The organism is Flavobacterium sp. UBA6195 (genome assembly GCF_002422095.1).
Taxonomy (GTDB): domain Bacteria; phylum Bacteroidota; class Bacteroidia; order Flavobacteriales; family Flavobacteriaceae; genus Flavobacterium.
Map to the genome: position 1 here is coordinate 1 of NZ_DITB01000082.1, position 25892 is coordinate 25892.

Genomic DNA, 25892 nt, shown 5'->3' on the forward strand with positions numbered 1-25892 from the left:
CTAAACTTTTGGGTGCAGTCTAAAAGGCTCTTTTTTTGTATTATATTTTTAGATACTATCCATTAATAGCCTCAACTTTGATTCCTTCGTCTTTTAACATGTCCTTTAACATATTCTCAATTCCATTTTTCAAAGTAAAAGTTGAAGAAGGACAACCACTACAAGCGCCTTGTAAAACCACTTTAACTCTTTTTTCTGTTGGGTCAAAAGATTCAAACATAATGTTTCCACCGTCACTTTGAACAGCTGGTTTTACATATTCCTCTATAATATTTATAATTTGTTGAGAAGTAACATCAAGTGCGTCAAAATAAGCTTCTTGTTGTTTTTGATGTATTTCAGTTTTTACAATTGCAGTTTCATCTATAACAACATTGCCATTTTCCATGAATTCTTTAATGAAAGTTCTTAATTCTAAAGTTATTTCATCCCATTCTGTAACGGCAAATTTAGTAACTGAAATATAATTTTCGTCAATAAACACCTCTTTAACAAAAGGGAATTTGAATAATTCCTTTGCTAATGGAGAAGCGCTTGTTTCATCGATATTTTTGCACTCTAAGGCAGTTTTAGTTAAAAGTTTATTACAAACAAATTTTAATACAGCTGGATTCGGTGTTGTTTCTGCATAAACCGTAATCGGTTGCTTTTTAGTTGTACTTTCATCAATTTTAATGATTTCACCACCATTAGTAATAAATTCATTAATTTGATTGGCTACATCTTCTTGAACATCTTCCCATTCTACAATTGAAAACTTTTCAATTGCAATAAAATTTCCAGAAATGTAAACGGTTTTAACGAATGGTAAATAAAATAATTGTTTAGCTAATGGTGAATTTTGAGTTTCATCTATGTTTTTAAATTCAAAATTTTGAGTTCTTACGATAATTTCATCCAATTCAAATTTTACAATGGCTGGATTTTGAGTTATTTTAGTTGCGATTACCTGCATAATATTTTTTTTTGCAAAGATACAAAGTTCATCAAACATGTGTGTGGTTTGAAATATTTAGTTACATATTTAACGTTTTATTTTGTTTTTCATGTCCTTAATTCTGGTGTCTTAAAAAAATGTAATTTTAACTTAAGAATATTTTGACGGAATTGTAAAAGAAACTTAAAAATTTATATCTTTGGCAAATTCGTATTAGAAACCTAGTCAATATTGTTTTTTGATCTAGTTGTTTTTATTTAGAACTTGAACATTCAAGTATGTTTTCATTAAACAATAACTACAATGAATTTTAAAAAAAGTTATTTTATTTTAGCATTTTTATTGGCACAATTTTCTTTTGCACAAGAAGGAGTTGCTGTTTATTCTGATTATTTATCGGATAATTATTATTTAATTCATCCTTCAATGGCAGGTGCTGCTAATTGTGGTAAAATTAGATTAACTGGTCGTCAGCAGTGGTTTGGACAAGATGAAGCGCCTGCATTGCAAACAATAAGTTTTAATACTGCTTTAGACGAAGATGGCGTTTCGGGTATAGGTATGATTTTATTTAACGATAAAAACGGATATCACTCTCAAAAAGGAGCTAAGTTAACTTATGCTCATCATCTTCGTTTTTCAAGAGGTACTATAGATTTAAATCAGTTGTCTTTTGGTTTAAGTGCTGCCTTTGTTCAAAGTACACTAGATGGCTCTACGTTTACAGGATTTGATCCTGTTATTGTTCAAGGTGTTATTCAAAAAGACGCTTACTTTAATGTTGACCTAGGAGTTTCTTATCATTATATGGATTTCTTTACCCATTTAACCGTTAAAAATTTCTTAGCTAATCAAAGAAGAGAATTGTACTCAGAAGGTTTTGAATCCGATAATTTAAGTAAATTATTGTGGAGTGTTGGAGCTACGTTTGGGGATGAAGATAGATTACTTTTTGAGCCATCAATTATGTATCAAAGAATTTCAGAAACAAAAGAATCTTCGATTGATTTAAACCTAAAAGTCTATAAAACATTAGATTTTGGTAAGCTTTGGGGTGCTGTTTCATATAGAAGAAGTTTTGATAGCGCAGATTATGAGGGAGGAAAACAAAATTTACAATGGGTTTCGCCTATTGTTGGTTTAAATTTTGGTAAATATATGTTTTCGTATACCTATTCTCATGTTATGGGTGATATAAAATTTGATAATGGAGGATTTCATCAGATAACTTTAGGGATGAATATCTTTTGTAAAGATAAGCAGTGGGATTGTAATTGTCCTGCGGTTAATTAAATATCAAATTCATAAAATCTTGTCCCGTTTACGGGACTTTTTTTTAAATTAATAAATTATGTTGATAAAAGAGGTTAATGGTAAAAGCCCGCAGATTCCATCTGACTGTTATGTTGCAGAAAATGCAACTATTGTTGGGGATGTGGTATTAGGAAATAATTGCAGCATTTGGTTTAATGCAGTGATTAGAGGAGATGTAAATTCAATTATAATTGGTAATAAAGTAAATATTCAAGATGGTGCTGTTATTCACTGTACTTATCAAAAGCATCCAACAGTTATAGGGAATAACGTTTCAATTGGTCATAATGCTATTGTTCATGGTTGTGTGATAAAAGATAATGTTTTAGTTGGGATGGGTGCTATAATTATGGATAATTGTACTATTGAAAGTAATTCAATTATAGCAGCAGGTTCAGTAGTTACACAAAATACTACAGTAGAATCAGGTTGTATATATGCTGGAGTTCCTGCTAAAAAAGTAAAAGATATTGATCAAAGTGATTTTGCTGGCGAAATTGAACGTATTTCAAATAATTATGTGATGTATTCAGGTTGGTTTAAAGAATAGGTTAGAAATTCTTATAAATTACAGTTTTATTATTTCCGAGTATATTTTTTAAAACCTCTGGCTCACCATTCGTATAGAATATTTGCGAGCTTTTGCTTTTTGAAAGATTTAATAAATTATTTTGCTCTAATATTTTTTGTGTCTGTTTAGCTACTGCTTCACCTGAATCAATAATTTTTATTTTGGGTGGAATGATTTTTTTAATTTGTGGAATTAAATAAGGATAATGACTACAACCTAGTACCAAATAATCAATATTTTTTTCTACCATCGGATTTAAATAACTCTTTAATAATTCTTCCATTTCTGCGGAATCTATATCTCCATTTTCTATCAATTGTACTAATCCATGTCCTATTTGTTCGATTATTTTAACATCAGGATGATTTGCCACACTTTTATGAAATAATTCGCTATTAAGGGTGCCTTTTGTAGCTAATATGCCAATGGTTTGGGTTTTTGATTGCAACGCTGCAGGTTTTATAGCAGGCTCAATACCAATAAAAGGAACATCATATTTAGTTCTAAGCTCTTTAATAGCATTTGTAGTGGCAGTATTACAGGCTACAACAATGATTTTACAATTTTGATTTAACAAGAATTCCGTATTTTTAAAACTCAAATCAATTATTTCTTCTTTAGATTTTTGTCCGTACGGAGCATTCTTGCTATCTGCAAGATAAATAGTGTTTTCGTTAGGAAGTAAGTTGTGGATTTCACTCCAAATTGAAGTTCCGCCAACGCCAGAATCAAATAAACCTATTGGACATTCTTTTTTCATGTTAACAAAAATAAAAAAAACTGTGTAATCACAAATAGATTACACAGTTTTTAAAATGCTTTTTTTAAGTTTTATTGAAAACCTAATTCTTTTTTAACATCTGCCATTAAGTCAATCCCTTCAGCAAATAATACTCCTGAACCATTTGTTGCATCTAAAACATAGTTTACACCTTTTGCTTTAGCAACTTTTTGAATTGCTTTTTGAGCTTTTTCCATAATAGGCTTGTATAAATCCATCTCTTTTTGCCCTAATTCTTTTTGCGCAGTTTGTTGAAATTGTTGGATACGAGTTCCCATATCTTGCATTTCTTTTGAGCGAGTTTCGTTTAAAGCATCACCAGCAGTTGCAGATTCTTGTTCGTATTTTTGCAATTTTGTTTGATATTCAGCAACCATATTTTTGTAATCTTTATCATATGATTCTTGAATTTTTTTCATCTGGTCTTGTGCAGTCTTCATTTCTGGCATAGCCGTCATTAAAGTTTGTACATCTATATGTGCAACTTTTGATTGAGCTGAAACTTGAGTTCCAATAAAAAGTACGATTGCAATTGCTAAAGTTTTTAATTGTTTCATTTTTAATTGTAAAATTTAGTTATTTAATTTTTGTTCTCTGTTTCTGTTTTTTGTTCTTTTTCTTTTTTGGCAGCTTCTTTATTTTCTGCTATTTTTTTCTTTTTTTCTTCTATTAATTTTTTTCTTTCTTCTAATTTTCTATTTCTTTCATCAATAACTTTTTGTCTTGCTTCAGCTGGAGTAGATTTTTTTTCTTCAGTAGAAACTTTTTCGCTGTCGTTATTAGTGTCAGGATTATCGTTAACTTTATTTTTATCTGTACCTTCAGTAGAGTTGTTTTCAATTACTGTGCCAGTTTTTTTACCATTACGTTCTTCTTGAATTTTTTTTCTCTTTTCTAAAGCTTCTATTTTCTTTTGCTCATTTGCTAATTTACGTTCTTCAATTAACTTTTCACGAGCAACTTTTCTTTCATCTAAAATCTTTTGGCGTTCAGCTACAGCTGGATTTTCATCTAAAGATTCGTCTAGTTTTTCTTTAGCTTCAAGTGCTTTTAATTGTTTTTTGCTCATCTCTTCTCTTTTTTGTGAAGCAGTTAGCTTTTTCACAACAAAATCACTAATATCATATTTTTGAGCTGCAAATAACATTGTTAAATCAGAAGATTTATCAAAAATAAAATCATACTTTCTTTGCTCAGCAACATCTTGAACAATAGTGAAAATCTGATCTTGTATAGGTTTAATTAAAACGGATTTTTGAATTATTAAATCTCCTTTAGGACCGAATTTTTTTTCTTGATAGTCTAGTAATTCTTTTTCTAGATGTGCAATTTCTTCTTCTCTTTCTTCGATTAATTCTTTTGTTAAAAGCACTCGCTCTGTTTTTAAAGCGTCTTTTAATTTATTTATTTCATTTCTTTTTATTTCTATTTCTTGCTTCCATTTTTGAGCTTTTTGCTCTAATTGATTAATAGATTCAGCATAACCTGGAACTTTCTCTAAGATATATTCCATGTCAATATAACCAATCTTTACTCCTCGAGCTGTTTGAGCTTTAGACGTTGTTAATGATAACAGAGCAAGTATAAATAATATTTTTTTCATCTTTAAATAATACGTTTTGTTTATTGTACGAATCACTCTGATTCTGCCTTAATGGTTATTAACGGAATAAATATTAAAATATTTTTACGAATTTAACAAAAAAGCAATAATAAACCTTAAAATTGTTGCCCAATAATGAAGTGCGTTTGCCAACCACTTTTAACAGTTGAGCCAGGTACAGGATCAAATCCATGTGCAAAATCAATACCTAATAGTCCAAATGCAGGCATAAATACTCTTAAACCAATACCAGCAGAACGTTGTAACTGAAATGGATTATACTGTTTAAAACTGTCAAATGCTGATCCTGCCTCTATAAAAGTTAATGCAAAAATAGACGCTGATTGATTTAAAGTTATAGGGTGTCTTAATTCAAGAGAAAATTTGTTGTATACAGTTCCGCCGTTATTTGATGACAGCGAGTTATTTGGATATCCTCTTAATTGAATTACCTCTCTTCCGTCTAAAGAAAAATTTGCTAATCCATCACCACCTAAATAAAATCTTTCAAAAGGTACAATTCCTCTTTCTTTATCATATGCTCCCATATAACCAAATTCACCTAAAGTTCTTAGTACAAATTTATTCCAAACTCGTGTATACCAATCTGCTTTAAATTTAATTTTGTAGTATTCTAACCAATTGAATCTTTTTTGGTCAACTTTACCTCTATCAGCGGAAGCAGATTGCCAATCGGAATGTACTGTTTCGTATACTCCTGAACCTTCAGATGTTTCTTTTAAATAATCACCTACTATTGGGTCATATCCATCGCTAGTAGTTACTGTTTGATATTCTGAATCTGCAGTATATCTTATTTTGTAAGCCTTTTGATTTTCTAAATCTCCATAATCAACACCATTAAATAACGAATAAGGTGGTGTAAATTTTCCTACTATACTAAATTCAGAGCCATACGTTGGGAAAATAGGATTTACCCCTTTACTATTTCTAGTAAGACCTATTGTATAGGTAAGGTTTCTAGATGCACCATTACCAAACGTAAATAATCCTGTTTTATAATTGTTAAGGTCGTAATATTGGAATGATACCGACTGTGAAAGCACAAAATAATCGTCTGGCACAGTAAGTTTTTTTGCTATACCAACAGATATGGATGAAATATTAAAGCTTTGATTTCTTGTAACATTTCTTGTTGAATAGTTATATAAAAATTGTTTACTATGCGATAAAGTTGTTGAGAAACTTACTGGTTTTTTTCCACCTAGCCATGGTTCTGAAAAGGATAAGCTATAGGTTTGGAAATAAGAACTTCCTTGAAGTCTCAACGACATTTTTTGTCCATCTCCAATAGGTAATGGTTTATAAGCTTCTTTTTTGAAAATATTTCTAGCTGAAAAATTATTAAATGATAAACCTAAAGTACCTATGAATCCACCTCCACCATAACCACCTTGTAATTCAATTTGACTTGATCCTTTTTCAACAACATTATATTCTATGTCAACAGTTCCTGCTTGAGGATCAACATTTTTAAACTCTGGTTTTATAGCTTCTGGATCAAAGAAACCTAATTGTCCAATTTCTCTGATAGAGCGAATTAAATCTTCTTTACTGTATTTTTGTCCAGGTTTTGTTCTTAACTCTCTGTAGATTACATGGTCATTTGTTCTGTCATTTCCTACAACTGTAATTTTGTTAAAATAAGCAATTGGACCTTCTGTAATTCTAATTTCAAAATCAATGGTGTCATTAACTGTTCTTGTTTCTACTGGATTAATGCTCGAAAATAAATAACCATTGTTTTGATATAAATTGGTTATGTCTTCACCATCTGGTTTAGATTTATCAGCAATTCTTTCCTCTAATATTTTTCCGTTGTATACATCTCCTTTTTTAATGCCTAATATTGAACTTAATTGACGGTCTGTATAAACGGTATTACCAAGATATCTGATGTCGCCAAAATAATATTTTCTTCCTTCTTCTAATTTGACTTTTATGGCAACGGTGTTCTTCTTTTTGTCATAAGTTACAGAATCAGATACAATTCTAGCATCACGATATCCATTTTCTTTATATTTACTGATAACGGTACTTAAATCTTCTTTGTATTTTTCTTTAATATATTTTGAAGATTTTAATATTCGAATTGGATTTTTTACTTTGGTATTTTTGAAGGCACTTTTTAATTTAGAATCACTAATTTTAGTGTTGCCTTCAAAATCTATTTTACTCACTTTAACCTTGCTACCACGATCTATATTAACCACCATTTTAACTTCATTTCCTGTGCTGTCTGGAATAGTGTTTATGGCAACTTTTGCATTATAAAAACCATCTTTTTTATATTTATTTTCAATATAATTTTTTGTAGTGGTTAATAAATTTTCATTAACTATTTTTCCTTTTTTTAAGTCGGTTTCTTTAATAAGTTCTTCAGATTTACCTTTTTTTACTCCTTTTATTTTAACATCAGAAATTTTCGGTAATTCATTTATGTTTAATTCTAAAAAAATACTATCTCCTTTAATTTCATTTACATAGAAATTGACATCAGAAAACAATCCTAATTTCCATAGTTTTTTAATGGCAATACTAATGTCTTCCCCTGGAACCATTATCGTTTGTCCTTTTTCGAGTCCTGTAAAAGTAGTAACAGTTTGCTCGTTATAGGAAATTTTTCCTGTAACTTGAATTTTAGCTAAAATATATTCTTTTCCATTTTCAAGTTTAGTTTCTTGAGCAAAAATAGAAATGTTATTCAGTAATAATAGGATAGAAAATAATTGTATTGCTTTTTTAAACATTTTTTTCGGGTATAATTTGTTCGCTGGTTTTTCCAAATCTGCGTTCACGTTTTTGATAACTAATAATTGACTCATATAAATCGTTCTCTGAAAAATCTGGCCAAAGTACATTTGTAAAATAAAATTCGGCATATGCAATTTGCCATAATAGGAAATTACTTATTCTGTGTTCACCGCTAGTTCTAATTACTAAATCTACATCTGGTAAATTGTGTGTGTAAAGATGCTGATTAATAATTGATTCGTCAATAGCCTCTTCAGAAATTATATTATTTTTAACTTTGTTTGATATTTTTTTAACAGCTTGTATTAACTCTTCTCGTGAACCATAGCTTAGTGCTAGTGTTAACGTCATTCTTGTGTTTTCAGCTGTTTTATTGATTACTTCTAGTAATTCTTTTTGCACGCTATCGGGTAAATTTGTTAAATTTCCAATTGCATTTAATTTGATATTATTGCTTTGTAAAGTTTTAATTTCTTTTTTTAATGAAGAAACTAATAACTTCATTAGGGTGTCAACTTCTAATTTTGGTCGATTCCAGTTTTCAGTTGAAAAAGCATAAAGTGTTAGGTTTTTAATACCTAGTTTTGCACATGCTTCTACAGTTGTTCTTACTGATTTGGTTCCATTTTCATGCCCTAAAGCACGTAACATTCCTTTTTGTTTTGCCCATCTTCCATTGCCATCCATTATAATAGCTAAATGGTTGGGTAAATAATCGATATTTATCTTTTGTAATAATTCCATATTATTCAGAACAAAAACATGGGTTTTGCCCAAATGTGTAGGTTAGTGTTAAGCCAGTAAATACATACCAATCGTTACTATTTAAATTTCCAAAACGTAAGGTTTCAAAATTATCATTTTTTGGATTGCTTCCATCTAAATTATCAGTAAAAGTATAACGGAATCCTACTTCAGCACCAATGATAAAATTTTCAAAGAATTTCCCTTTAACTCCAACAATTATTGGGATTGCAAATGTACTACTTTGATAATCTTCATTACTTTTATTGTTCAATATGAATATTTCGTCATAAATAAAGTAACTTATACCGCTATATACATAAGGCGTAATTTTGGTTTTTGAATCATGTAAATCAAAATCCATAAAATTAAATTCTAAACCTCCAGAAAACTCTTTTACACTGTTTTTAAATGAAAAACCTCTTAAGTTTCTACTTGGGACATCACTATCTTTATCATGAGCTGTCAAACTTCCTTGGGTATATGAAAATCTATAGGAATGTCTTGAACTTCTATTCCATCTGTATAGTATCCCAATTGCAGGTTCATTAGGGGCTATGTAATTTGTTGGGCCTACATCACCTATGTAATTAACACCTCCAACAAAAATACCTAATTCGTTAATTTGAGAATAAGCATTAAAGTTGCAGAAAATCAGTAATGTGTATAATAATAGATACTTCATTTTTTTAAATAGTTTGCAAATATAATAATATTGATTTCTTATCCCTATTTTATGAGATTTTTTTGTTATTATTTATAAATAGAAACGCTAAAAAATGAATAATGATATAAGAAAGATGTTAATTTCTTTTGTCTTCTCCCCAAAGTAATTTTTTTCTAATAGTGTTTAAAAAAGATTCTTCTTTAAACTCAATTATTGAAATGGTAAACGGAGATTTTTTAATTTTCACAACTGTGTCTTTAGAAACGGCTGATATTCTTGAGTCTAAAGAAATTAAAAATTGTTCTTCACGTCCAGAAATGCGAAGTTCAATTTCCATATCATCTGTAATAACTAAAGGTCTTGCATTTAAATTATGTGGTGCCATAGGTGTAATTACTAAACTTTCCACATTTGGAGTAAGTACAGGTCCTCCGCAGCTTAATGAATATCCAGTAGAACCTGTTGGAGTTGAAATAATAAGTCCGTCCGCCCAATAAGAAGTGAGGTATTCACCATTTAGATACGTTATAATCGTAATCATCGAAGTCGTATCTTTTCGAGCAACAGTAACTTCGTTTAATGCAAAATCTAATTCGCTAAAATTCTCGTATTCAGGAGAAGTTTCAATGCTTAACAAGGTTCTTTTAGAAATGGCATAGTCGTTATTTAATAATTTTTCCAAAAGAGGTTCAATATTATCAAACTGAATAGTTGCTAGGAAACCTAATCTTCCTGCATTGATACCAATAATAGGAATGTTTTTATCTCTCACAAAAGTGGCGGCTTTTAGAATAGTTCCATCTCCACCTATACTTATTAAGGCTTTAAAATCATTATCTAATGTTTTGTGGCAAGAGTATGTTTCGTAATTTTTTGTAACAATGTTTTTCTCTTTTAAAATAGCTAAAAAATGCGCTTCAAAAGCAATTTCAATATCTTTTGACTCTAAAAATGAAACTACTTTTTGTACCGTTTCGGTTGTGCTATTTTGATAATATTGACCAAATAATGCTATTTTCATTACGATCTATTTTAAATGTTTAAGTATTTGTCTAAGTAATCTGAACGTTCTTTTAAACTATTTAAATAGGAGTCTTCCTGATGTTCCGAAATAATCTCATATTCATATCGTCTGAAAGTTTGAATGATATCGTTCAAGCCACTTTGACTAATTTTCACAGTAATTTCTACTTTATTTCCCACAACATTCGAAATAAATAATCCTAAGATTTTCGCATTATTACTTTCTATAATTTGGGCAACTTGACTCATAGAAAATTTATCGGATTCTTTTTCTACTACTATAATACCTCCTTCTTCTTTTAAGAATGGCGTTTCGTGAAAAAAGCGAATTACATCTTCCAATTCGTAATATCCTAAATAAGCATTTTTGTCATCTAAAACCGGAATTAAGTTGCTCTCATTTTTAGCGAAAATTTCTAAAACATCAAGCCAAATTGTTGTAGTTCGAACAAAAAAACGTTCAAAATGAAAGCGACTATCATTAATAATAGAATCGCTATTTAAAAGCTCTACACTTTCTTTACTCACACAACCTATATAAACACCATCTTCTGTTATGGGAAAATGAGTGTATGGGAAATCCAAAAACAAAACCTGTGCTTCCGCAATAGAATCGGTATGTTTTAGCGGTTTAATTTCGTTGTTTATGTAGCTTATTAAATTATTCATTGTGGATGTGATGAAAATATATCGCAAAATAATCAAAAAATCCCACATGCTAGCTAACTTATACTTTGTATTTTTGTATAAATTAAAAATTATTATGACAAAGTTATCTGTAAACATTAATAAAATTGCGACACTTCGAAATTCAAGAGGAGGTAATGTGCCTGATTTGTTGAAGGTTGCAAAAGACATTCAACAATTTGGTGCCGATGGAATCACCATTCATCCAAGACCTGATGAAAGACACATTCGCTATCAAGATGCTCGCGATTTAAAATCGGTAGTTTATACCGAATATAATATTGAAGGAAATCCACAACATAATTTTATTGATTTGGTTTTAGAGTGCAAACCTACTCAAGTGACTTTAGTTCCTGATGCTATTGGAGCTTTAACATCCAATGCGGGTTGGGATACCATCAAACACCAATCTTATTTATCTGAGGTAATTCAAGAATTTCAACGTAATGGAATCAGAACTTCCATTTTTGTAGATGCAGATGAAAAAATGATTGAAGGGGCAAAAGCAACTGGAACAGAAAGAATTGAATTGTACACGGAATCTTTCGCTCATGAATATGGTTTAGGAAACAAAAGCGGAATTGAGCCTTACATAAAAGCTGCAATCAAAGCGAATGAACTAGGATTAGGAATTAATGCAGGCCATGATTTGAGTTTGGATAATATCAAGTTTTTCAAAGATAATATTCCTGGATTATTAGAAGTTTCGATTGGCCATGCTTTAATTTCGGAGTCCTTATATTTAGGATTGGAAAATGTAGTGAATATGTATCTTCAAAAATTAAAATAAGATGTTGTTACATTCAAGAATAGAAGGCGAAGGAAAGCCGTTGGTTATTATTCATGGTTTTCTAGGAATGTCAGACAATTGGAAAACTCTAGGAACTCAATTTGCTAATGAAGGCTTTCAAGTACATGCTTTAGATTTGAGAAATCACGGTAAAAGTTTTCATTCCGAAGATTTTTCATATGAAATCATGGTAGAAGATGTTAAGAAATATTGTGATTATCATAATTTAAAAGATATCAATATTATAGGACATTCTATGGGTGGAAAAGTGGCTATGCTTTTAGCAACAACGTATCCTGAATTGATTTCCAAATTAATAGTAGCAGATATTGGTCCAAAATATTATGCACCGCATCACCAAACGATTTTAGCGGCATTAAATGCAGTTGATTTTTCAAAGAAACCTAGCAGAGCAGAAGTAGAAGAAATTGTTTCAGGATACATTAAAGACTTTGGGACAAGACAGTTTTTACTTAAGAATTTGTATTGGGCTACTCCAGAACAATTGGCTTTTCGTTTCAATCTAAAAGTTTTTAATGAAAAAATCGAAACTATCGGAACAGCTTTGCCTTTTGAAAACACTTTTAGTAAAGAGGCTCTTTTTTTAAGAGGAGATAAATCAGATTACATTTTAGATGATGATTTTGAAACAATCTATCATCATTTTCCAAAAGCGAAGATTGAAACAATTAAGAATGCGGGACATTGGTTACATGCAGAAAATCCAAAAGATTTTTATTCCTACGTTCTAGATTTTATTAAATAAAACGACCAAAAAATTATGCATGCATAATTTTTTAGTTAAAAAAATTGTAAAATTCATATTTTGTTATAATTTTGAAGTATTGATTATAACAAACAAAGAAAAAAAACTAACACATTTTTACATTATGAGAAAATTACTTTCTTTAACATTATTGGCTTTGGCTGGCTCTACTGCTTTTGCAGGTGGATATAGAGTAAGTATTCAAGGTCAAAAGCAATTGGCTATGGGGCACACGGGTGTTGCTGTGGTTAATAGTGCTGAGGTTGCTTTTTTTAATCCCGCAGGGATGGCTTACCTAGATAAAAAATTTAATGTATCTGTTGGAGCGAATGCTTTATTTGCAAATGTTAAATTTCAAAATTCAACTTATAATTGGACTGCAGAAAGTAAAAATGTAGGAACTCCTTTTAGTGTTTATGCAACTTATAAATTGAATGATTGGTTAACAGCTGGTTTAGCGGTGTACACTCCTTATGGTAGTGCAGTTGATTGGGATCAAGATTGGGAAGGGGCTCATTTAGTTAATAATATTGATTTACAAGCAATTTTTGTTCAACCTTCGGTTTCAATTAGAATGGGAGAGCACTTTAGTTTAGGTGGTGGTGTTATTTACGCTTCAGGTTCAGTTAATTTTAATAGAAATCTTTCAATGAATCCATTGCTTTCTGATGATGGTCAACCTTCAGATGTAACAATTGATGCAAAAGGAATTACAGCTTGGGGATATAATTTAGGTATGATGTTCAATCCTACAGATAAAATTCGTTTAGGTATGAATTATCGTTCTAAAATTGTTATGGAAGCGAGAGATGGAGATGCTACATATCATGATGCTCCAGCATTTAACCCACTAGCTAATACAACTTTTGATGCAGACTTACCATTACCAGCAGAATTTACTGCAGGTTTATCAGTGCAAATTACTGATAAGTGGATGGTTGCTTTTGATGTTAACCATACTATGTGGAGTGCTTATGAAGCTTTAGATGTAACATTTGGAAATGGAACGGAGTCTTTAAATCCAAGAAAATATCAAAATTCAAGCACTTATAGAGTAGGAACTCAATATAAAGCTAATGATAAGTTTACTTTTAGAGCGGGTTGGTATTTTGATGAGAGCCCTGTTCAAGACGGCTATTTTGCACCTGAGACTCCTAGAAACGATTCTATGGGTTACACAGGAGGATTAACATATCAAGTAAATAGTAAATTAGGAATTGATTTCTCATTCTTATATTTACATTTTGATGAAATTGATAATTCTTACAATCATTCAGTTGATCCTATTACACAACAACCTAATCCAGATTTTGGAGGAACTTATAAATCAGTGGTATTCTCTCCAGGTATTGGTATAACTTATGGATTTTAATTTTTAATTAAACGAAAGATGAAAAATAGATTTATATATTTAGCTATTATAGCGGCTGGTTTTGCTTCTTGTGAGCCAGAATTTGAAAATGAAGTAAATGCAGAATATTCAGCAGGTGATGCTGACTTCTCTTCTTATGTTGCAGTTGGAAATTCATTAACTGCAGGTTATATGGATGGTACTGTTTCTCGAGTAGGACAAACCTATTCATTTCCTAATTTATTAGCTCAAAAATTTGCTCTTGTTGGCGGTGGAGAATTTACACAACCTTCTTATGCTGATGATATTAGTGGTTATGGTGGTTTGAAATTAGGAGGGCAGATAATTGTTGGAACTAGAAGAATTATTGATGCAAGTGCTGGAGGAGTAGAGTATATTGGAGGTACTGCAGATATGTCAGGACCTGTTGATATTGAAATTTCGAATCCTTTACAACAAATGGCATATAATAACATGGGGGTTCCTGGAGCAAAATCGTTTCATTTATTGGCGCCAGGTTATGGTAATTTAGCGGGGGTAGCAATAGGACAATCAAATCCTTATTTTGTAAGACATGCTACTTCGGCCTCTGCAACTGTTTTAGGGGATGCAATGTCAAAAAACCCAACATTTTTTACGAATTGGATTGGAGCAAATGATGTTCTGTCGTATGCAACAAATGGAGGCGCTCAATCTGATGGTGTAACTCCAGCAGCTGATCACAACACTACAGGGAACATGAATCCTAATACTTATGGAGCTAATGATATTACTAATTCAAATTATTTTGCAGGGGTTTATTCAAACATTATTAATACTTTGACTTCAAATGGAGCTAAAGGGGTTGTGGCTACTGTGCCAAGTGTAACTTCTATTCCTTATTTTACAACAGTAAAATGGAATCCATTACCAGCAGAAGCAACTTCTACAAATGCAATTGTTATTGGATTATATCAATTTTTATCAGTAGCTACTGGAGGGAGAATTTCAGCATTGAATACAAGTCCTGGAACCAAAAATCCTGTTTTAATTAATGATGCAGATTTATCTAGTTTAAGTGCGCAAATTACTGCATATGCAAATGCTTCAGGCGATCCTTTATTGATGGCTAATTCAGCGACTTTAGGTGCTTTGTATGGAAAAGCAAGACATGCAACTTCAAGTGACTTGGTAGTATTGCCAGCAAGTGGTATTATTGGTGTTGAGCCAGACCCTGCTAATCCAATGGCAAACCCATTTGACGTAGCTGGAGTAACTTTGCCTTTAGCGAATAAATATGTTTTAACTTCTAATGAAAAAGCAAAAGTTGCTACTGCTACTGCTGCTTACAACAGTTCTATTCGCTCAATTGCTGCTGCTAATGGGTTAGCAGTAGCTGATATGAATGCTATTATGAATCAATTAGTAAATGGTTTACAAATTGAAACAGGGCAAATCTACACTGCAAATTACTTTAGTGGTGTTGCGACAGAAAATAAAGTATTATTTTCTTTAGATGGAGTACATCCAAATGCTCGTGGTTATGCTGTTATTGCGAATGAAATTATCAAAGTAATTAACGAACACTACAATGCAAACTTACCATTACATTATGTAAATAATTTCCCTGGAATTAATATTGTAGGATCAAACTAAGTAAGATTTTATCAAATAAAATAAAAAAGGCATCATTATTGATGCCTTTTTTTGTAATTTTAAATTTTAAAGAAAATAAAAATGAATCTACTTATCAAACTTCTTATTAGTACAATTATTGTTTTTGTATTGTCTTATTTTTTGCCTGGAGTTCATGTAACTGATTTAACGGGAGCGTTATTAGTTGCAGTAGTTTTGGGTCTTTTGAATACATTTTTAAAACCTATTTTAGTATTGCTTACTATACCAGTAACTTTTTTTACACTTGGTTTATTCCTGTTGGTAATCAACGCTGTCATAATTCTAATTTGTGATTATTTTATTGTTGAGTTTAGAGTTGATGGTTTTTTAACAGCATTAATTTTTAGTGTTCTATTATCAATTACTCAGTCAATTTTAAATAAAATCTTTGTAAGTGAAGATTAATTTTTAGCGAATTGAATTTCAATAAATTAAAAACTTGTTTGGGTTGTAAAAATTCTATAATTTTGCAACCCAAATTTTATGGTACTTAAACAAAAGAAATAATGAACATTACAAAAACGCAAGTTGATGATTTAAATGCTATTGTAACAGTAGCAATTACGAAAGAAGATTATTCAGATAAAGTAGAAAAAGTATTAGCTGATTATAGAAAAAACGCATCGGTTCCAGGTTTTAGAAAAGGTGGCGTTCCAATGAGTTTAATTCAAAAACAATACGGTAAAGCGGTTTTGTTAGATGAAGTAAACAAAATTTTACAATCATCTTTAAATGATTATTTAGTAGCTGAAAAATTAGATATTCTGGGTAACCCTCTTCCAAAAGTAACAGAAGATTTTAATTGGGATAATGATGATTTATCTTTTGATTTTGAATTAGGATTAGCACCTCAGTTTTCAGTAGACTTAACTGCTAAAAACAACGTTACTAAATTCAACGTTATTGCAGATGATAAAATGTTGAATGATCAAGTTGAAAGAATCCAAAAACAATACGGAAAATTAATTTCTCAAGCGGAAGTAAAAGCGGATTATGAGGTTAGAGGAACTTTTACTAATGAAGAAAAAGGAATCAACGCTCCGGCAAACTTTAGTTTAGATATTTTTGCTGACAAAAAAACAGCTAAAGCATTTGTTGGTAAAAAAGTGGGTGATATTGTAACTATTGGAACTAAAGGTTTGTTTGATGATGATCACAAATTAATGGATTACTTAAAAGTAAGTCATGATGATGTTCACGGTTTAGATATCAATGTTGATTTTACAATTGAAGAAATTAATTCAGTTGAAAAAGCAGAGTTAAATCAAGAATTATTTGATAAATTATTTGGACCTGGAGTTATTGCTTCAGTTGAAGATTTAAAAGCTAAAATCAAAGAAGATGCTGAAGCGCAATTTGCACAACAAGCAGATCAAAAATTCTTAAATGATGTTACAGAATTCTTAATCGAAACTACAAAATTCGATTTACCAGCTGAATTCTTAAAAAGATGGATTCAAAATGTAGGTGAAACTCCATTAACTGCGGAACAAGCAGAAGAAGAATACGCGAGATCTGAAAAAGGATTACGTTTCCAATTAATTGAAGGGAAAGTAATGGCTGAAAATAATTTACAAATCACTTTCGAAGATTTAAAAGCACATACTGCTGATTTAATCAAGAAGCAAATGGCTCAATTTGGTCAATTAAATCCATCTGAGGATGAAATCAACGGAATTGTTGCTCGTGTTATGTCTAACCAAGACGAGGTGAAACGTTTATCAGAGCAAGTAATGAGCGAAAAAATGTTAGGTCTTTACAAAGAAAAAGTAAAAGCTAAAACTAAAGAGGTTAATTACGAGCAATTCATCAAAGAAATGTACGGAGAATAATATCTCACAAAAAATAATTATCTTTGAGCGTCAGACTAGTTTTGGCGCTTTTTTTATTCTGAATTTGATTCAGATTTTTAACTTTAATTATTTAAATAAGTCATAAAATGAACTACGGAAAAGAATTTAAAAAATATGCTACCAAGCATCACGGAGTAAACAGTTTATATTACGATAAAATTGTTAGCAGCATGACGCCATATATTATTGAAGAACGCCAATTAAACGTAGCTTCGATGGACGTTTTCTCTCGTTTAATGATGGATAGAATCATTTTCTTAGGAACAGGGGTTGATGATTATGTGGCAAATATTATTCAAGCGCAATTGTTGTTTTTAGAAAGTGTTGATGCTTCTAAAGATATCAGTATTTATATCAATTCACCAGGAGGAAGTGTGTATGCTGGATTAGGAATTTACGATACCATGCAATTCGTAAAACCTGATGTAGCAACAATTTGTACCGGAATGGCTGCTTCTATGGGAGCAGTTTTGTTATGCGCAGGAGCTGAAGGAAAACGTTCAGCATTACCACATTCAAGAGTAATGATTCACCAACCATCTGGTGGCGCACAAGGAGTTGCAACCGATATGGAAATCAACTTGAAAGAAATGTTGAAATTAAAAGAAGAATTATACCAAATCATTTCACAACATTCGAAACAACCTTACGATAAAGTCTATAAAGACAGCGAAAGAGATTACTGGATGATTGCTGCTGAAGCAAAAGAATACGGAATGATTGATGAGGTTTTAACAAGATAAATAAATATAGTTTTCAGTTTTCAGTCACAGTTTTCAGCGATATAACTGTGACTGTATACTGTGACTGCTAACTAAAAAAGGATGGCTAAAGAAGTATTAGAGTGTTCATTCTGCGGAAGGAAAAAGCCTGAAACCAATTTATTAATTGCAGGGATTAATGCGCATATTTGCGACAAGTGTATCGAACAAGCACACGGAATTGTATTAGAAGAATTAAAACAATCGGGTAATTCTAATTTAATTGCCGATTTAATTCTTTTAAAACCGAAAGAAATCCGTGCGTTTTTAGATGATTACGTAATTGGACAAGACCAAACAAAGAAAGTAATGAGTGTTGCGGTTTACAATCACTACAAACGTTTGATGCAAGTTCAATTAGAAGACGAAGTTGAGATTGAAAAAAGTAACATTTTAATGGTAGGACAAACCGGAACTGGTAAAACATTAGTTGCAAAAACTATTGCAAAAATGTTGAATGTTCCTTTGGCTATTGTGGATGCAACTGTTTTAACAGAAGCGGGTTATGTAGGAGAAGATGTAGAAAGTATCCTAACACGTTTGTTACAAGCTGCCGATTATGATGTGGCTAAAGCTGAAAGAGGAATTGTATTTATTGACGAAATTGATAAAATTGCTCGTAAAAGTGATAATCCATCAATAACTCGTGATGTTTCGGGTGAAGGAGTACAGCAAGCTTTATTGAAACTGTTAGAAGGAACTGTTGTAAACGTACCACCAAAAGGAGGAAGAAAACATCCCGACCAAAAATTCGTAGAAGTTAATACACAAAACATCTTATTTATCGCTGGTGGTGCTTTCGACGGAATTGAAAGAATTATTTCAAAACGTTTGAATAGACAAGCGGTGGGTTATAGTTCTTCTATTGGTACAGACCAAATCGATAAAGATAATTTACTACAATATTTGATTCCAAAAGATGTAAAAGATTTTGGATTAATTCCAGAAATCATAGGACGTTTACCTGTTCTCACCCACATGGATCCTTTAGATGTAAAAACGTTAAGAGCTATTTTAACCGAGCCTAAAAATGCCTTAGTAAAACAATATCAAAAATTGTTTGAAATGGATGAAGTGGAGTTACATTTTGAAGAAGAAGCTTTAGATTACATCGTTGAAAAAGCTTTGGAATATAAATTAGGCGCCAGAGGGTTACGTTCGTTATGCGAAGCCATCTTAACCGATGCTATGTACGAATTGCCAAGTTCTGACGATAAACATTTGCAAGTAACAAAAGAATATGCTGAGAATAGTTTAAGTAAAAATTTACTACAACGTTTAAAAGCAGTTTCTTAACTTGTAGCTCAGTAAAAACAAAAATAAAGCTCAAAAACATACGTTTTTTTGAGCTTTATTTGTTTAATCGTTGCGCTTTATTCTCCTGCAAGGTTTTCAAAGCCTTGTAGGTGTGAATTGAAATACCTACAAGGTCAAAAAAAGACCTTGCAGGATATTATTTTCCAGACTTAATTCTATTATCGTGTTTGCACAACATTTGACAATTATCTGCTGCCGTTTTTCCGCCCTCGTGCCAAGGGGTAATATGGTCGGCTTCCATTTCATTTAGTTCAAATTTTTCGCCACATTTCACACAAATTCCTTTTTGGCGCTCATAGGCTTCTCGTTTTTGTTTTTCCGAAAAAGTACGAATGCTTAAATGTTTTTCTTTTCGGTTTAATACAAAATAATAAATCCCTTTTTTATTGGATACATCTTCATCTAACATCAACTGCGTAATTTCTTCTTCTAAAACTTTAGCATCTAATTTATCGTTTTTGTATATATTATATAAAGTTCCCCATTCAATCCCTTTCATTTCTTTGCGGTATTTTGGAAACGTAACTTTAACCCAATTAATGACGCTTTGAAAATATAACCATAGTTCATTTGCATTGGGTTCAAACTGATTTTTAGACATGTATTCTTTAATCTTTCCTTCCGAAATCCAATCAATCGCTTTTTCTAAATATTCTTGGCGATTTGCCGAACCGTTCAAGTATTCATCGCCAATTTTTGGACGAGAATTTTTTGAGAAATATCGTTTAGCATCCGACACCCACGAACCAGAATAGACTGCATTACGCAATTCTTGTTCTGTTAATACTTTTCCAGCAATGTTGATGGTTTCAAACCAATCTAATTTTTCGCTATCGGTTCCAGAACAGAAGTACACCATTAGTTTGTACTCCAAAATTTGCTCTTGCTTATCTTTAGGTAAATTATGAAACGCCAAACCTTCAATAGAATAATCGCCATTTACGTATTGGCAAATAGAAATAGTGCGTTGCTGCCCATCAATTACCTCCAATTCTTGGGCTGAGCTTGCTGAACTATCTCGTACTGCCCAGTACATCACATTCAGTGGAAAATTCTTTTGTAACGTATTGATTACCGCATTACGTTCTTTTACATCATAGACAAACTCACGTTGATAAGGCGGACGAATGTCTAGTTTTCCTCCAAAACCTATTACGCCATCATCGTTATTGTCTTTGTAACCATTGGTTAATTCTCTTACGCTAATTTCTTTGAGTTCTATGTTCATAGTTTTTTGTTTTTGATGATTATTCTCATATATGGAATCACGGGTTTATTATTTTTGTCATAATAACCTAATACAGGATGATCTTCTTTAATTGAACCTGTGCCACCACTTTTGTAATAATCTTCTACAAATTTTTTATTCAGACCTTTATCAGCCATTTCCCTGTAAAGATTTCCCTGACCTTGTCCTATTATTTCAAATTGTTTTGGATTATACTTATCTAAAAATGTTATTGGCACTCCAATATTTCCAAAATAATCAACCGGAATATCTTTTGTTTTATCCACATTAATAGCGTCATAATTGTCATAAGTGGGATATTCTTCTGGTGTATATTTCTTGTGGAGGATTAAATCTTCATGTCTTTTGTCTATATCCAAATTTGTAAACCAAACTACACCTGAAACCCGTATCATTCCATCACGTTTATCCGATGCCGTTGCATAATTTTCATATTGGGTATTAATAAAATGTCCTGCCCCGCCTTTAAAACCATAACCTAACCACATTTTATTTTCTTTAATTAATTTGAAAATATCTTTATAGGTTATTGCATTTTGATGCCCTACGATGATAAATTTTTTATCATATTCAATCAATTGCGCTACATATTCCCGAAACAAAGAAAAAGGAGGGTTGGTCACGACAATATCTGCTTGTTTGAGGAGTTCAATACTTTCTTGGCTTCTAAAATCGCCATCGCCTTTCAAGGGTTTCACACCAAATTCATTGGCATCGGGTACTTTGTTCCCATTTTTGTCGCCATTGTATTCGAGATATACGGCTTGTTCGGAAGTGTTTGTACTAAACAAATCGGCATCTTGATTTTTATAACAAGTGGCTATCAATTTTTTTAGTCCTAAATGCTCAAAATTATAGGAGAAATAATGAAAAAAATTGCTAACTCTGGGGTCGTCACAATTACAATAAACGACTTTATCTTTAAAATGCTCTTTATAGTGCCGTAACTCGTTTTCAATATCTGAAAGTTGGGTATAAAACTCGTCTTTCTTATTGTTTTTGGCTTTGTGGAGATTGGTGTTGGAAGATTGCTTTGTCATAGTTTAGTTTAAAAGCGAAGCTTGCTCTTAAACTAATAAGCATAAAAAAAAGGTGTGGTTGCCGTCCGTTTAAATGCTTACGTTCAACTCGGGTACCTGAGAAGACCCTATGCACAAATAAGCACGAACGGTCCACACCAGACTGGTGTGAACCTACGCGACTTATTCTCGTGCATATTGCGAAATTTCTCAGGTTTCGAGTTGAGAGAATAAGAGCTAAAAGCTCAACGATATGTTTATATTTTTATACTCCTATAATTTTTTGTTTTATCTTATTACAAAGGTATTTAAAAGTTCATTAGAAATAAAAAATTTCTTTACTGTACTATTTTTACTTATACTTCATTAATAAATCAACTGCCCTACATCATTTACTCAAAAGATGTAGGGCATTTAGTAAAAAGATGTACAGCAATTATTCAAAAGATGTACATCTTTTTATATAGTAGTGCTTATAAATTAAGTTTAAGATAATGAAGCTCTGTCTTTATATAGCATTCGAGGTAAAACTGGTTGAGGTTGCGTTTTTAATTCGCATTTTCTATACGGGCCACATTTGTAGCGTCTTGGACCACAAGAAAACGTGATGGCTAAAATGGCTAATAGTAAAAAACTAAGGATTATCTTCTTCATATTTATTGTAAGGATAATAAACTTTCTAAATATATTCTATCATTTGAAAGTCGCGGTACTTTGTGTTGTCCGCCTAATTTATCTTGTTGTTTTAACCAATCATAAAAAAGGTTTTCACGTGCCACATTTAGTACTAACGGATTTAAAGTCATATTATTATAACGCTTTGCTTCGTAATCCGAATTTACATTTTGTAAATTTTCATCTAATGCCTTTCTGAAGTTTTCTAGATTATCAGGTTTAGTTTTAAATTCAATAATCCATTCGTGCGCTCCTTTTTGTTTTTCGTTCATGAAAATGGGAGCAACAGTATAATCGGTAATTTCACAATTGAATTCTTTGCAAGTTTTGGTTAATGCTGTATCTGTATTTTCAACCATTAATTCTTCTCCAAAAACATTAATATGATGTTTGGTTCTTCCAGTAACTTTTATTCGATACGGGCTTAATGAGGTAAAACGAATGGTATCGCCAATTAAATAACGCCATAAACCTGAATTAGTTGTAATTACCAATGCATAATTTTTATTCAATTCTACTTCATTTAATCGAATAACGCGTTGGTTTAGCGTTCCAAAAGTTTCCATCGGAATAAATTCATAGAAAATACCATAATCTAGCATCAGCAGTAATTCATTAGAATCGTTTCTGTCTTGAATGGCGAAAAATCCTTCTGATGCATTATAAATTTCGTAATATTTAAAATTGTCTTTCGGAAATAATTTCTTGTATTGTTCTCTGTAAGGATCAAAATTTACACCTCCATGAAAATAAACTTCTACATTTGGCCAAAGTTCCAATAAGTTTGATTTTCCTGTAGTTTCTAATGTTTTTTGTAGTAAAACCATCATCCAACTTGGTACACCTGCTAAACTTGTTACATTTTCGTTGATAGTTTCGTTAACAATAGCAGGAAGTTTGGTTTCCCAATCGCCCATTAACGAAATTTTACTGCTGGGTGTGGAGCTAAATTCAGCCCAAATCGGCATGTTGTCAATTAAAATGGCAGATAAATCGCCAAAAAAAGTATTGTTATCTTCATACAATTGCTTGCTACCACCTAAACGAAGACTTTTTCCAACAAACATCTGTGAATCTTCATTATTGTTTAGATACAAACACAATAAGTCTTTACTTGCTTTATAATGACAATTTTCTAAAGCTTCTGAACTTACTGGTATAAATTTGCTCTTAGCATTGGTAGTTCCGCTCGATTTGGCAAACCATTTGATGTTAGAATTCCAAAATACGTTTTGTTCGCCTTGTCTGGTTCTTTCAATTAAAGGTTCTAAATCTTCATAAGTAGAAACAGGTATTCGCTCACTAAAAGTGGTGTAATTCTTCATAGAAGAAAAGTCATATTTTCTTCCAATTTGGGTGTTTTCACCAGATTTTATTAGGCTGAAAAGCAATTCTTCTTGCACTTCATGCGGATATTTTAAGAACAATTCCATTTGATGAATTCGTTTCTTTAAAATCCAAGTGGCAACAGAATTTATAATTTGTAATGGCATTTACCTATTTCTAATTTTGAATTATTAAAACGGAATAATAACTTTACCAAAAATAGCAATTTTTTCAAATAATCGAACGAAAAAGTAAATCTTAACACAAATGAATTATCAAGGCACGCTAAGTAAAATGCAAACCGAATTTGGAAACCCAATTCAATACTATTTGGTTTTTGAAAATAGTTTTTTAAACTTGAATCAATTATTAGGAAAACCAATGGAAATTGAATTACAAGGCTACCAATGTTTGAATTGCGGAAAAGCCAAGAAAATTTTTCGTCAAGGATTTTGTTACGATTGTTTTATGAGCAGCCCAGCAGTAGGTGATTGGATTATGAAGCCCGAATTAAGCACTGCTCATTTAGATGTTGAAGATAGAGATTTAGAATACGAAAAGCGAGTGCAATTGCAACCTCACGTAGTCTATTTAGCTTTATCAAGCGAAGTAAAAGTAGGCGTAACTAGAAAAACTCAAGTTCCTACTCGTTGGATTGACCAAGGCGCTGTGCAAGCTATTCCAATAGTTGAAGTTCCGAATAGATATTTAGCTGGAATTACAGAAGTGGCGTTAAAAAACCATTTTGCTGATAAAACCAATTGGCAAAAAATGCTAAAAAACGAATATCTAGAGATGGATTTAATTGCTGAACGAAATAAAGTTTTCGATTGGTTACCAACAGAAGTAAAAGACTATTTCCCAAAAGAAGAAAAAATCATTCAGCTCGATTTTCCAGTATTGCAATATCCAAAGAAAGTAACGAGTTTAAATTTAGATAAAACACCAAACTTCTCTGGAACACTTACCGGCATTAAAGGTCAATACCTGCTATTTGAAGACGGAACCGTTTTTAATGTTAGAACTTATGAAGGTTATGTGGTGAAGATGAGTTTGTAATAAATATATAACTCGCCCATCGAATTTATCAGCGCAACGAAAGCGCGGAAATGTTTTCCGTGCACTTAAAGTAGATAATACTTATGACCACATCAAACAAGATTTTTATTTTAGTTCAGTAAGAAATTATGTTGAATTAGATAATGATTTACAAGTTATTTTATTAGATTAGTTTGAAGTTGATTGTGGGCACGGAAAACATTTCCGCGCTATCGGGAAACATTTCCGCGCTATCGGGATTGCGGAAAAGCCAAGAAAATTTTTCGTCAAGGATTTTGTTACGATTGTTTTATGAGCAGCCCAGCAGTAGGCGATTGGATTATGAAACCCGAATTAAGTACCGCACATTTAGATATAGAAGATAGAGATTTAGAATACGAAAAGCGAGTGCAATTGCAGCCTCATGTAGTGTATTTAGCGTTATCAAGTGAAGTAAAAGTAGGCGTAACCAGAAAAACTCAAATTCCTACTCGTTGGATTGACCAAGGTGCTGTTCAAGCCATTCCAATTGTGGAAGTGCCCAATAGATATTTAGCTGGAATTACTGAAGTGGCGTTAAAAAACCATTTTGCTGATAAAACCAATTGGCAAAAAATGCTAAAAAACGAATATTTACAAATGGATTTGATTGCAGAACGCAACAAAGTTTTCGATTGGTTACCAACCGAAGTAAAAGATTATTTTCCAAAAGAAGAAAAAATCATTCAGCTCGATTTTCCAGTATTGCAATATCCAAAGAAAGTAACGAGTTTAAATTTAGATAAAACACCAAACTTCTCTGGAACACTTACCGGCATTAAAGGTCAATATCTGCTATTTGAAGACGGAACCGTTTTTAATGTAAGAACCTATGAAGGTTATGTGGTGAAGATGAGTTTGTAATAAATATATAACTCGCCCTTCGAATTTATAAGCGCAACGAAAGCGCGGAAATGTTTTCCGTACACTTAAAGTAGATAATACTTATG

General features: G+C 31.7%; 24 protein-coding genes and 1 pseudogene. 12 read left to right on the forward strand and 13 right to left on the reverse strand.

Features of this window, described 5'->3' with window-relative positions; genetic code table 11:
* Positions 1 to 55: 55 nt before the first annotated feature.
* On the reverse strand, positions 56 to 955 hold the full coding sequence (locus tag B4I81_RS07390; RefSeq protein ID WP_291109245.1) for a NifU family protein: 900 nt from the start codon (positions 953 to 955) through the stop codon (positions 56 to 58).
* 285 nt (positions 956 to 1240) lie between these two features.
* Between B4I81_RS07390 and B4I81_RS07395 the strand changes: the two genes are divergently transcribed.
* Together B4I81_RS07395 and B4I81_RS07400 are read left to right on the forward strand one after the other, a co-directional pair.
* Complete coding sequence (locus B4I81_RS07395; protein WP_291109247.1) at positions 1241 to 2230, forward strand: PorP/SprF family type IX secretion system membrane protein; 990 nt, start codon at positions 1241 to 1243, stop codon at positions 2228 to 2230.
* A 58-nt stretch (positions 2231 to 2288) separates the two neighbouring features.
* Positions 2289 to 2801, forward strand: coding sequence for a gamma carbonic anhydrase family protein (locus B4I81_RS07400; protein ID WP_291109248.1), 513 nt, complete (start codon positions 2289 to 2291; stop codon positions 2799 to 2801).
* Position 2802: 1 nt separating this feature from the next.
* Here the strand turns inward: B4I81_RS07400 and murI are convergent, their stop codons facing one another.
* The 8 genes from murI to B4I81_RS07440 all read right to left on the reverse strand — a co-directional run bounded on the left by murI (position 2803) and on the right by B4I81_RS07440 (position 11084).
* Positions 2803 to 3582, reverse strand: coding sequence for a glutamate racemase (murI, locus tag B4I81_RS07405; RefSeq protein ID WP_291109250.1), 780 nt, complete (start codon positions 3580 to 3582; stop codon positions 2803 to 2805).
* 71 nt (positions 3583 to 3653) lie between these two features.
* Positions 3654 to 4160, reverse strand: a complete 507-nt coding sequence (locus B4I81_RS07410) for an OmpH family outer membrane protein (protein ID WP_291109252.1) — start codon at positions 4158 to 4160, stop codon at positions 3654 to 3656.
* Positions 4161 to 4183: 23 nt separating this feature from the next.
* On the reverse strand, positions 4184 to 5206 hold the full coding sequence (locus tag B4I81_RS07415) for an OmpH family outer membrane protein (RefSeq protein WP_291109254.1): 1023 nt from the start codon (positions 5204 to 5206) through the stop codon (positions 4184 to 4186).
* A gap of 116 nt (positions 5207 to 5322) precedes the next feature.
* Positions 5323 to 8052 (reverse strand): outer membrane protein assembly factor BamA, encoded by a 2730-nt coding sequence (gene bamA / locus B4I81_RS07420; protein ID WP_291109256.1) that lies wholly within the window; start codon positions 8050 to 8052, stop codon positions 5323 to 5325.
* Positions 7970 to 8725: an isoprenyl transferase gene (locus tag B4I81_RS07425; RefSeq protein ID WP_291109258.1), complete on the reverse strand. Its 756-nt coding sequence runs from the start codon at positions 8723 to 8725 to the stop codon at positions 7970 to 7972. Before B4I81_RS07425 ends, bamA begins: the two co-directional genes overlap by 83 nt.
* A 1-nt stretch (position 8726) precedes the next feature.
* Entirely contained in the window at positions 8727 to 9410 is a 684-nt protein-coding gene (locus B4I81_RS07430; protein WP_291109260.1) for a DUF6089 family protein, read from the reverse strand.
* Between the two features lie 118 nt (positions 9411 to 9528).
* Entirely contained in the window at positions 9529 to 10413 is an 885-nt protein-coding gene (locus tag B4I81_RS07435; RefSeq protein WP_291109262.1) for an NAD kinase, read from the reverse strand.
* Positions 10414 to 10424: 11 nt separating this feature from the next.
* A complete protein-coding gene (locus B4I81_RS07440) occupies positions 10425 to 11084 on the reverse strand; it encodes a CBS domain-containing protein (protein WP_291109264.1) in 660 nt (219 codons plus the stop codon).
* Positions 11085 to 11178: 94 nt separating this feature from the next.
* Between B4I81_RS07440 and B4I81_RS07445 the strand changes: the two genes are divergently transcribed.
* The 8 genes from B4I81_RS07445 to clpX all read left to right on the forward strand — a co-directional run bounded on the left by B4I81_RS07445 (position 11179) and on the right by clpX (position 19575).
* The gene (locus B4I81_RS07445) at positions 11179 to 11892 is read left to right on the forward strand and encodes a pyridoxine 5'-phosphate synthase (protein ID WP_291109266.1); all 714 of its coding nucleotides are present in this window, start codon (positions 11179 to 11181) and stop codon (positions 11890 to 11892) included.
* Positions 11893 to 11896: 4 nt separating this feature from the next.
* On the forward strand, positions 11897 to 12658 hold the full coding sequence (locus B4I81_RS07450; protein WP_291109294.1) for an alpha/beta fold hydrolase: 762 nt from the start codon (positions 11897 to 11899) through the stop codon (positions 12656 to 12658).
* A 124-nt stretch (positions 12659 to 12782) separates the two neighbouring features.
* Positions 12783 to 14030 (forward strand): OmpP1/FadL family transporter, encoded by a 1248-nt coding sequence (locus B4I81_RS07455; RefSeq protein ID WP_291109268.1) that lies wholly within the window; start codon positions 12783 to 12785, stop codon positions 14028 to 14030.
* An 18-nt stretch (positions 14031 to 14048) separates the two neighbouring features.
* Entirely contained in the window at positions 14049 to 15644 is a 1596-nt protein-coding gene (locus B4I81_RS07460) for a G-D-S-L family lipolytic protein (RefSeq protein WP_291109270.1), read from the forward strand.
* An 81-nt stretch (positions 15645 to 15725) separates the two neighbouring features.
* On the forward strand, positions 15726 to 16070 hold the full coding sequence (locus tag B4I81_RS07465; RefSeq protein WP_291109272.1) for a phage holin family protein: 345 nt from the start codon (positions 15726 to 15728) through the stop codon (positions 16068 to 16070).
* A 101-nt stretch (positions 16071 to 16171) separates the two neighbouring features.
* A complete protein-coding gene (gene tig / locus B4I81_RS07470) occupies positions 16172 to 17497 on the forward strand; it encodes a trigger factor (RefSeq protein WP_291109274.1) in 1326 nt (441 codons plus the stop codon).
* Positions 17498 to 17604: 107 nt separating this feature from the next.
* The gene (clpP, locus tag B4I81_RS07475) at positions 17605 to 18261 is read left to right on the forward strand and encodes an ATP-dependent Clp endopeptidase proteolytic subunit ClpP (protein WP_026724315.1); all 657 of its coding nucleotides are present in this window, start codon (positions 17605 to 17607) and stop codon (positions 18259 to 18261) included.
* A gap of 81 nt (positions 18262 to 18342) precedes the next feature.
* On the forward strand, positions 18343 to 19575 hold the full coding sequence (clpX, locus tag B4I81_RS07480) for an ATP-dependent Clp protease ATP-binding subunit ClpX (protein ID WP_291109277.1): 1233 nt from the start codon (positions 18343 to 18345) through the stop codon (positions 19573 to 19575).
* Positions 19576 to 19732: 157 nt separating this feature from the next.
* Here the strand turns inward: clpX and B4I81_RS07485 are convergent, their stop codons facing one another.
* From B4I81_RS07485 to B4I81_RS07500, 4 genes are all read right to left on the reverse strand, one after another.
* The gene (locus B4I81_RS07485; RefSeq protein ID WP_291109279.1) at positions 19733 to 20824 is read right to left on the reverse strand and encodes an HNH endonuclease family protein; all 1092 of its coding nucleotides are present in this window, start codon (positions 20822 to 20824) and stop codon (positions 19733 to 19735) included.
* Entirely contained in the window at positions 20821 to 21885 is a 1065-nt protein-coding gene (locus B4I81_RS07490) for an adenine-specific methyltransferase EcoRI family protein (protein ID WP_291109281.1), read from the reverse strand. The genes B4I81_RS07485 and B4I81_RS07490 overlap by 4 nt, the downstream gene beginning before the upstream one ends.
* 465 nt (positions 21886 to 22350) lie before the next feature.
* On the reverse strand, positions 22351 to 22518 hold the full coding sequence (locus B4I81_RS07495) for a hypothetical protein (RefSeq protein WP_291109283.1): 168 nt from the start codon (positions 22516 to 22518) through the stop codon (positions 22351 to 22353).
* Between the two features lie 2 nt (positions 22519 to 22520).
* Entirely contained in the window at positions 22521 to 24032 is a 1512-nt protein-coding gene (locus tag B4I81_RS07500; RefSeq protein WP_291109285.1) for a GH3 auxin-responsive promoter family protein, read from the reverse strand.
* Between the two features lie 100 nt (positions 24033 to 24132).
* On the opposite strand from B4I81_RS07500, the gene B4I81_RS07505 reads away from it, so the two are divergent.
* Together B4I81_RS07505 and B4I81_RS07510 are read left to right on the forward strand one after the other, a co-directional pair.
* Positions 24133 to 24924, forward strand: a complete 792-nt coding sequence (locus tag B4I81_RS07505) for a DUF2797 domain-containing protein (protein ID WP_291109287.1) — start codon at positions 24133 to 24135, stop codon at positions 24922 to 24924.
* Between the two features lie 237 nt (positions 24925 to 25161).
* A pseudogene (locus B4I81_RS07510) lies at positions 25162 to 25806 on the forward strand (DUF2797 domain-containing protein); the annotation flags it as partial.
* Between the last annotated feature and the right edge of the window lie 86 nt (positions 25807 to 25892).

What these genes read in the sequence shown, in the direction of transcription:
- clpX (WP_291109277.1), top strand. Translation starts at nt 18,343, where the DNA reads ATGGCTAAAGAAGTATTAGAGTGTTCATTCTGCGGAAGGAAAAAGCCT.
- B4I81_RS07410 (WP_291109252.1), bottom strand. Translation starts at nt 4,160, where the DNA reads ATGAAACAATTAAAAACTTTAGCAATTGCAATCGTACTTTTTATTGGA.
- B4I81_RS07490 (WP_291109281.1), bottom strand. Translation starts at nt 21,885, where the DNA reads ATGACAAAGCAATCTTCCAACACCAATCTCCACAAAGCCAAAAACAAT.
- B4I81_RS07425 (WP_291109258.1), bottom strand. Translation starts at nt 8,725, where the DNA reads ATGGAATTATTACAAAAGATAAATATCGATTATTTACCCAACCATTTA.
- B4I81_RS07505 (WP_291109287.1), top strand. Translation starts at nt 24,133, where the DNA reads ATGAATTATCAAGGCACGCTAAGTAAAATGCAAACCGAATTTGGAAAC.
- murI (WP_291109250.1), bottom strand. Translation starts at nt 3,582, where the DNA reads ATGAAAAAAGAATGTCCAATAGGTTTATTTGATTCTGGCGTTGGCGGA.
- B4I81_RS07465 (WP_291109272.1), top strand. Translation starts at nt 15,726, where the DNA reads ATGAATCTACTTATCAAACTTCTTATTAGTACAATTATTGTTTTTGTA.
- B4I81_RS07430 (WP_291109260.1), bottom strand. Translation starts at nt 9,410, where the DNA reads ATGAAGTATCTATTATTATACACATTACTGATTTTCTGCAACTTTAAT.
- B4I81_RS07415 (WP_291109254.1), bottom strand. Translation starts at nt 5,206, where the DNA reads ATGAAAAAAATATTATTTATACTTGCTCTGTTATCATTAACAACGTCT.
- B4I81_RS07455 (WP_291109268.1), top strand. Translation starts at nt 12,783, where the DNA reads ATGAGAAAATTACTTTCTTTAACATTATTGGCTTTGGCTGGCTCTACT.
- B4I81_RS07445 (WP_291109266.1), top strand. Translation starts at nt 11,179, where the DNA reads ATGACAAAGTTATCTGTAAACATTAATAAAATTGCGACACTTCGAAAT.
- bamA (WP_291109256.1), bottom strand. Translation starts at nt 8,052, where the DNA reads ATGAGTCAATTATTAGTTATCAAAAACGTGAACGCAGATTTGGAAAAA.
- B4I81_RS07400 (WP_291109248.1), top strand. Translation starts at nt 2,289, where the DNA reads ATGTTGATAAAAGAGGTTAATGGTAAAAGCCCGCAGATTCCATCTGAC.
- B4I81_RS07460 (WP_291109270.1), top strand. Translation starts at nt 14,049, where the DNA reads ATGAAAAATAGATTTATATATTTAGCTATTATAGCGGCTGGTTTTGCT.
- B4I81_RS07435 (WP_291109262.1), bottom strand. Translation starts at nt 10,413, where the DNA reads ATGAAAATAGCATTATTTGGTCAATATTATCAAAATAGCACAACCGAA.
- B4I81_RS07395 (WP_291109247.1), top strand. Translation starts at nt 1,241, where the DNA reads ATGAATTTTAAAAAAAGTTATTTTATTTTAGCATTTTTATTGGCACAA.
- B4I81_RS07485 (WP_291109279.1), bottom strand. Translation starts at nt 20,824, where the DNA reads ATGAACATAGAACTCAAAGAAATTAGCGTAAGAGAATTAACCAATGGT.
- B4I81_RS07495 (WP_291109283.1), bottom strand. Translation starts at nt 22,518, where the DNA reads ATGAAGAAGATAATCCTTAGTTTTTTACTATTAGCCATTTTAGCCATC.
- B4I81_RS07440 (WP_291109264.1), bottom strand. Translation starts at nt 11,084, where the DNA reads ATGAATAATTTAATAAGCTACATAAACAACGAAATTAAACCGCTAAAA.
- B4I81_RS07500 (WP_291109285.1), bottom strand. Translation starts at nt 24,032, where the DNA reads ATGCCATTACAAATTATAAATTCTGTTGCCACTTGGATTTTAAAGAAA.
- tig (WP_291109274.1), top strand. Translation starts at nt 16,172, where the DNA reads ATGAACATTACAAAAACGCAAGTTGATGATTTAAATGCTATTGTAACA.
- B4I81_RS07390 (WP_291109245.1), bottom strand. Translation starts at nt 955, where the DNA reads ATGCAGGTAATCGCAACTAAAATAACTCAAAATCCAGCCATTGTAAAA.
- clpP (WP_026724315.1), top strand. Translation starts at nt 17,605, where the DNA reads ATGAACTACGGAAAAGAATTTAAAAAATATGCTACCAAGCATCACGGA.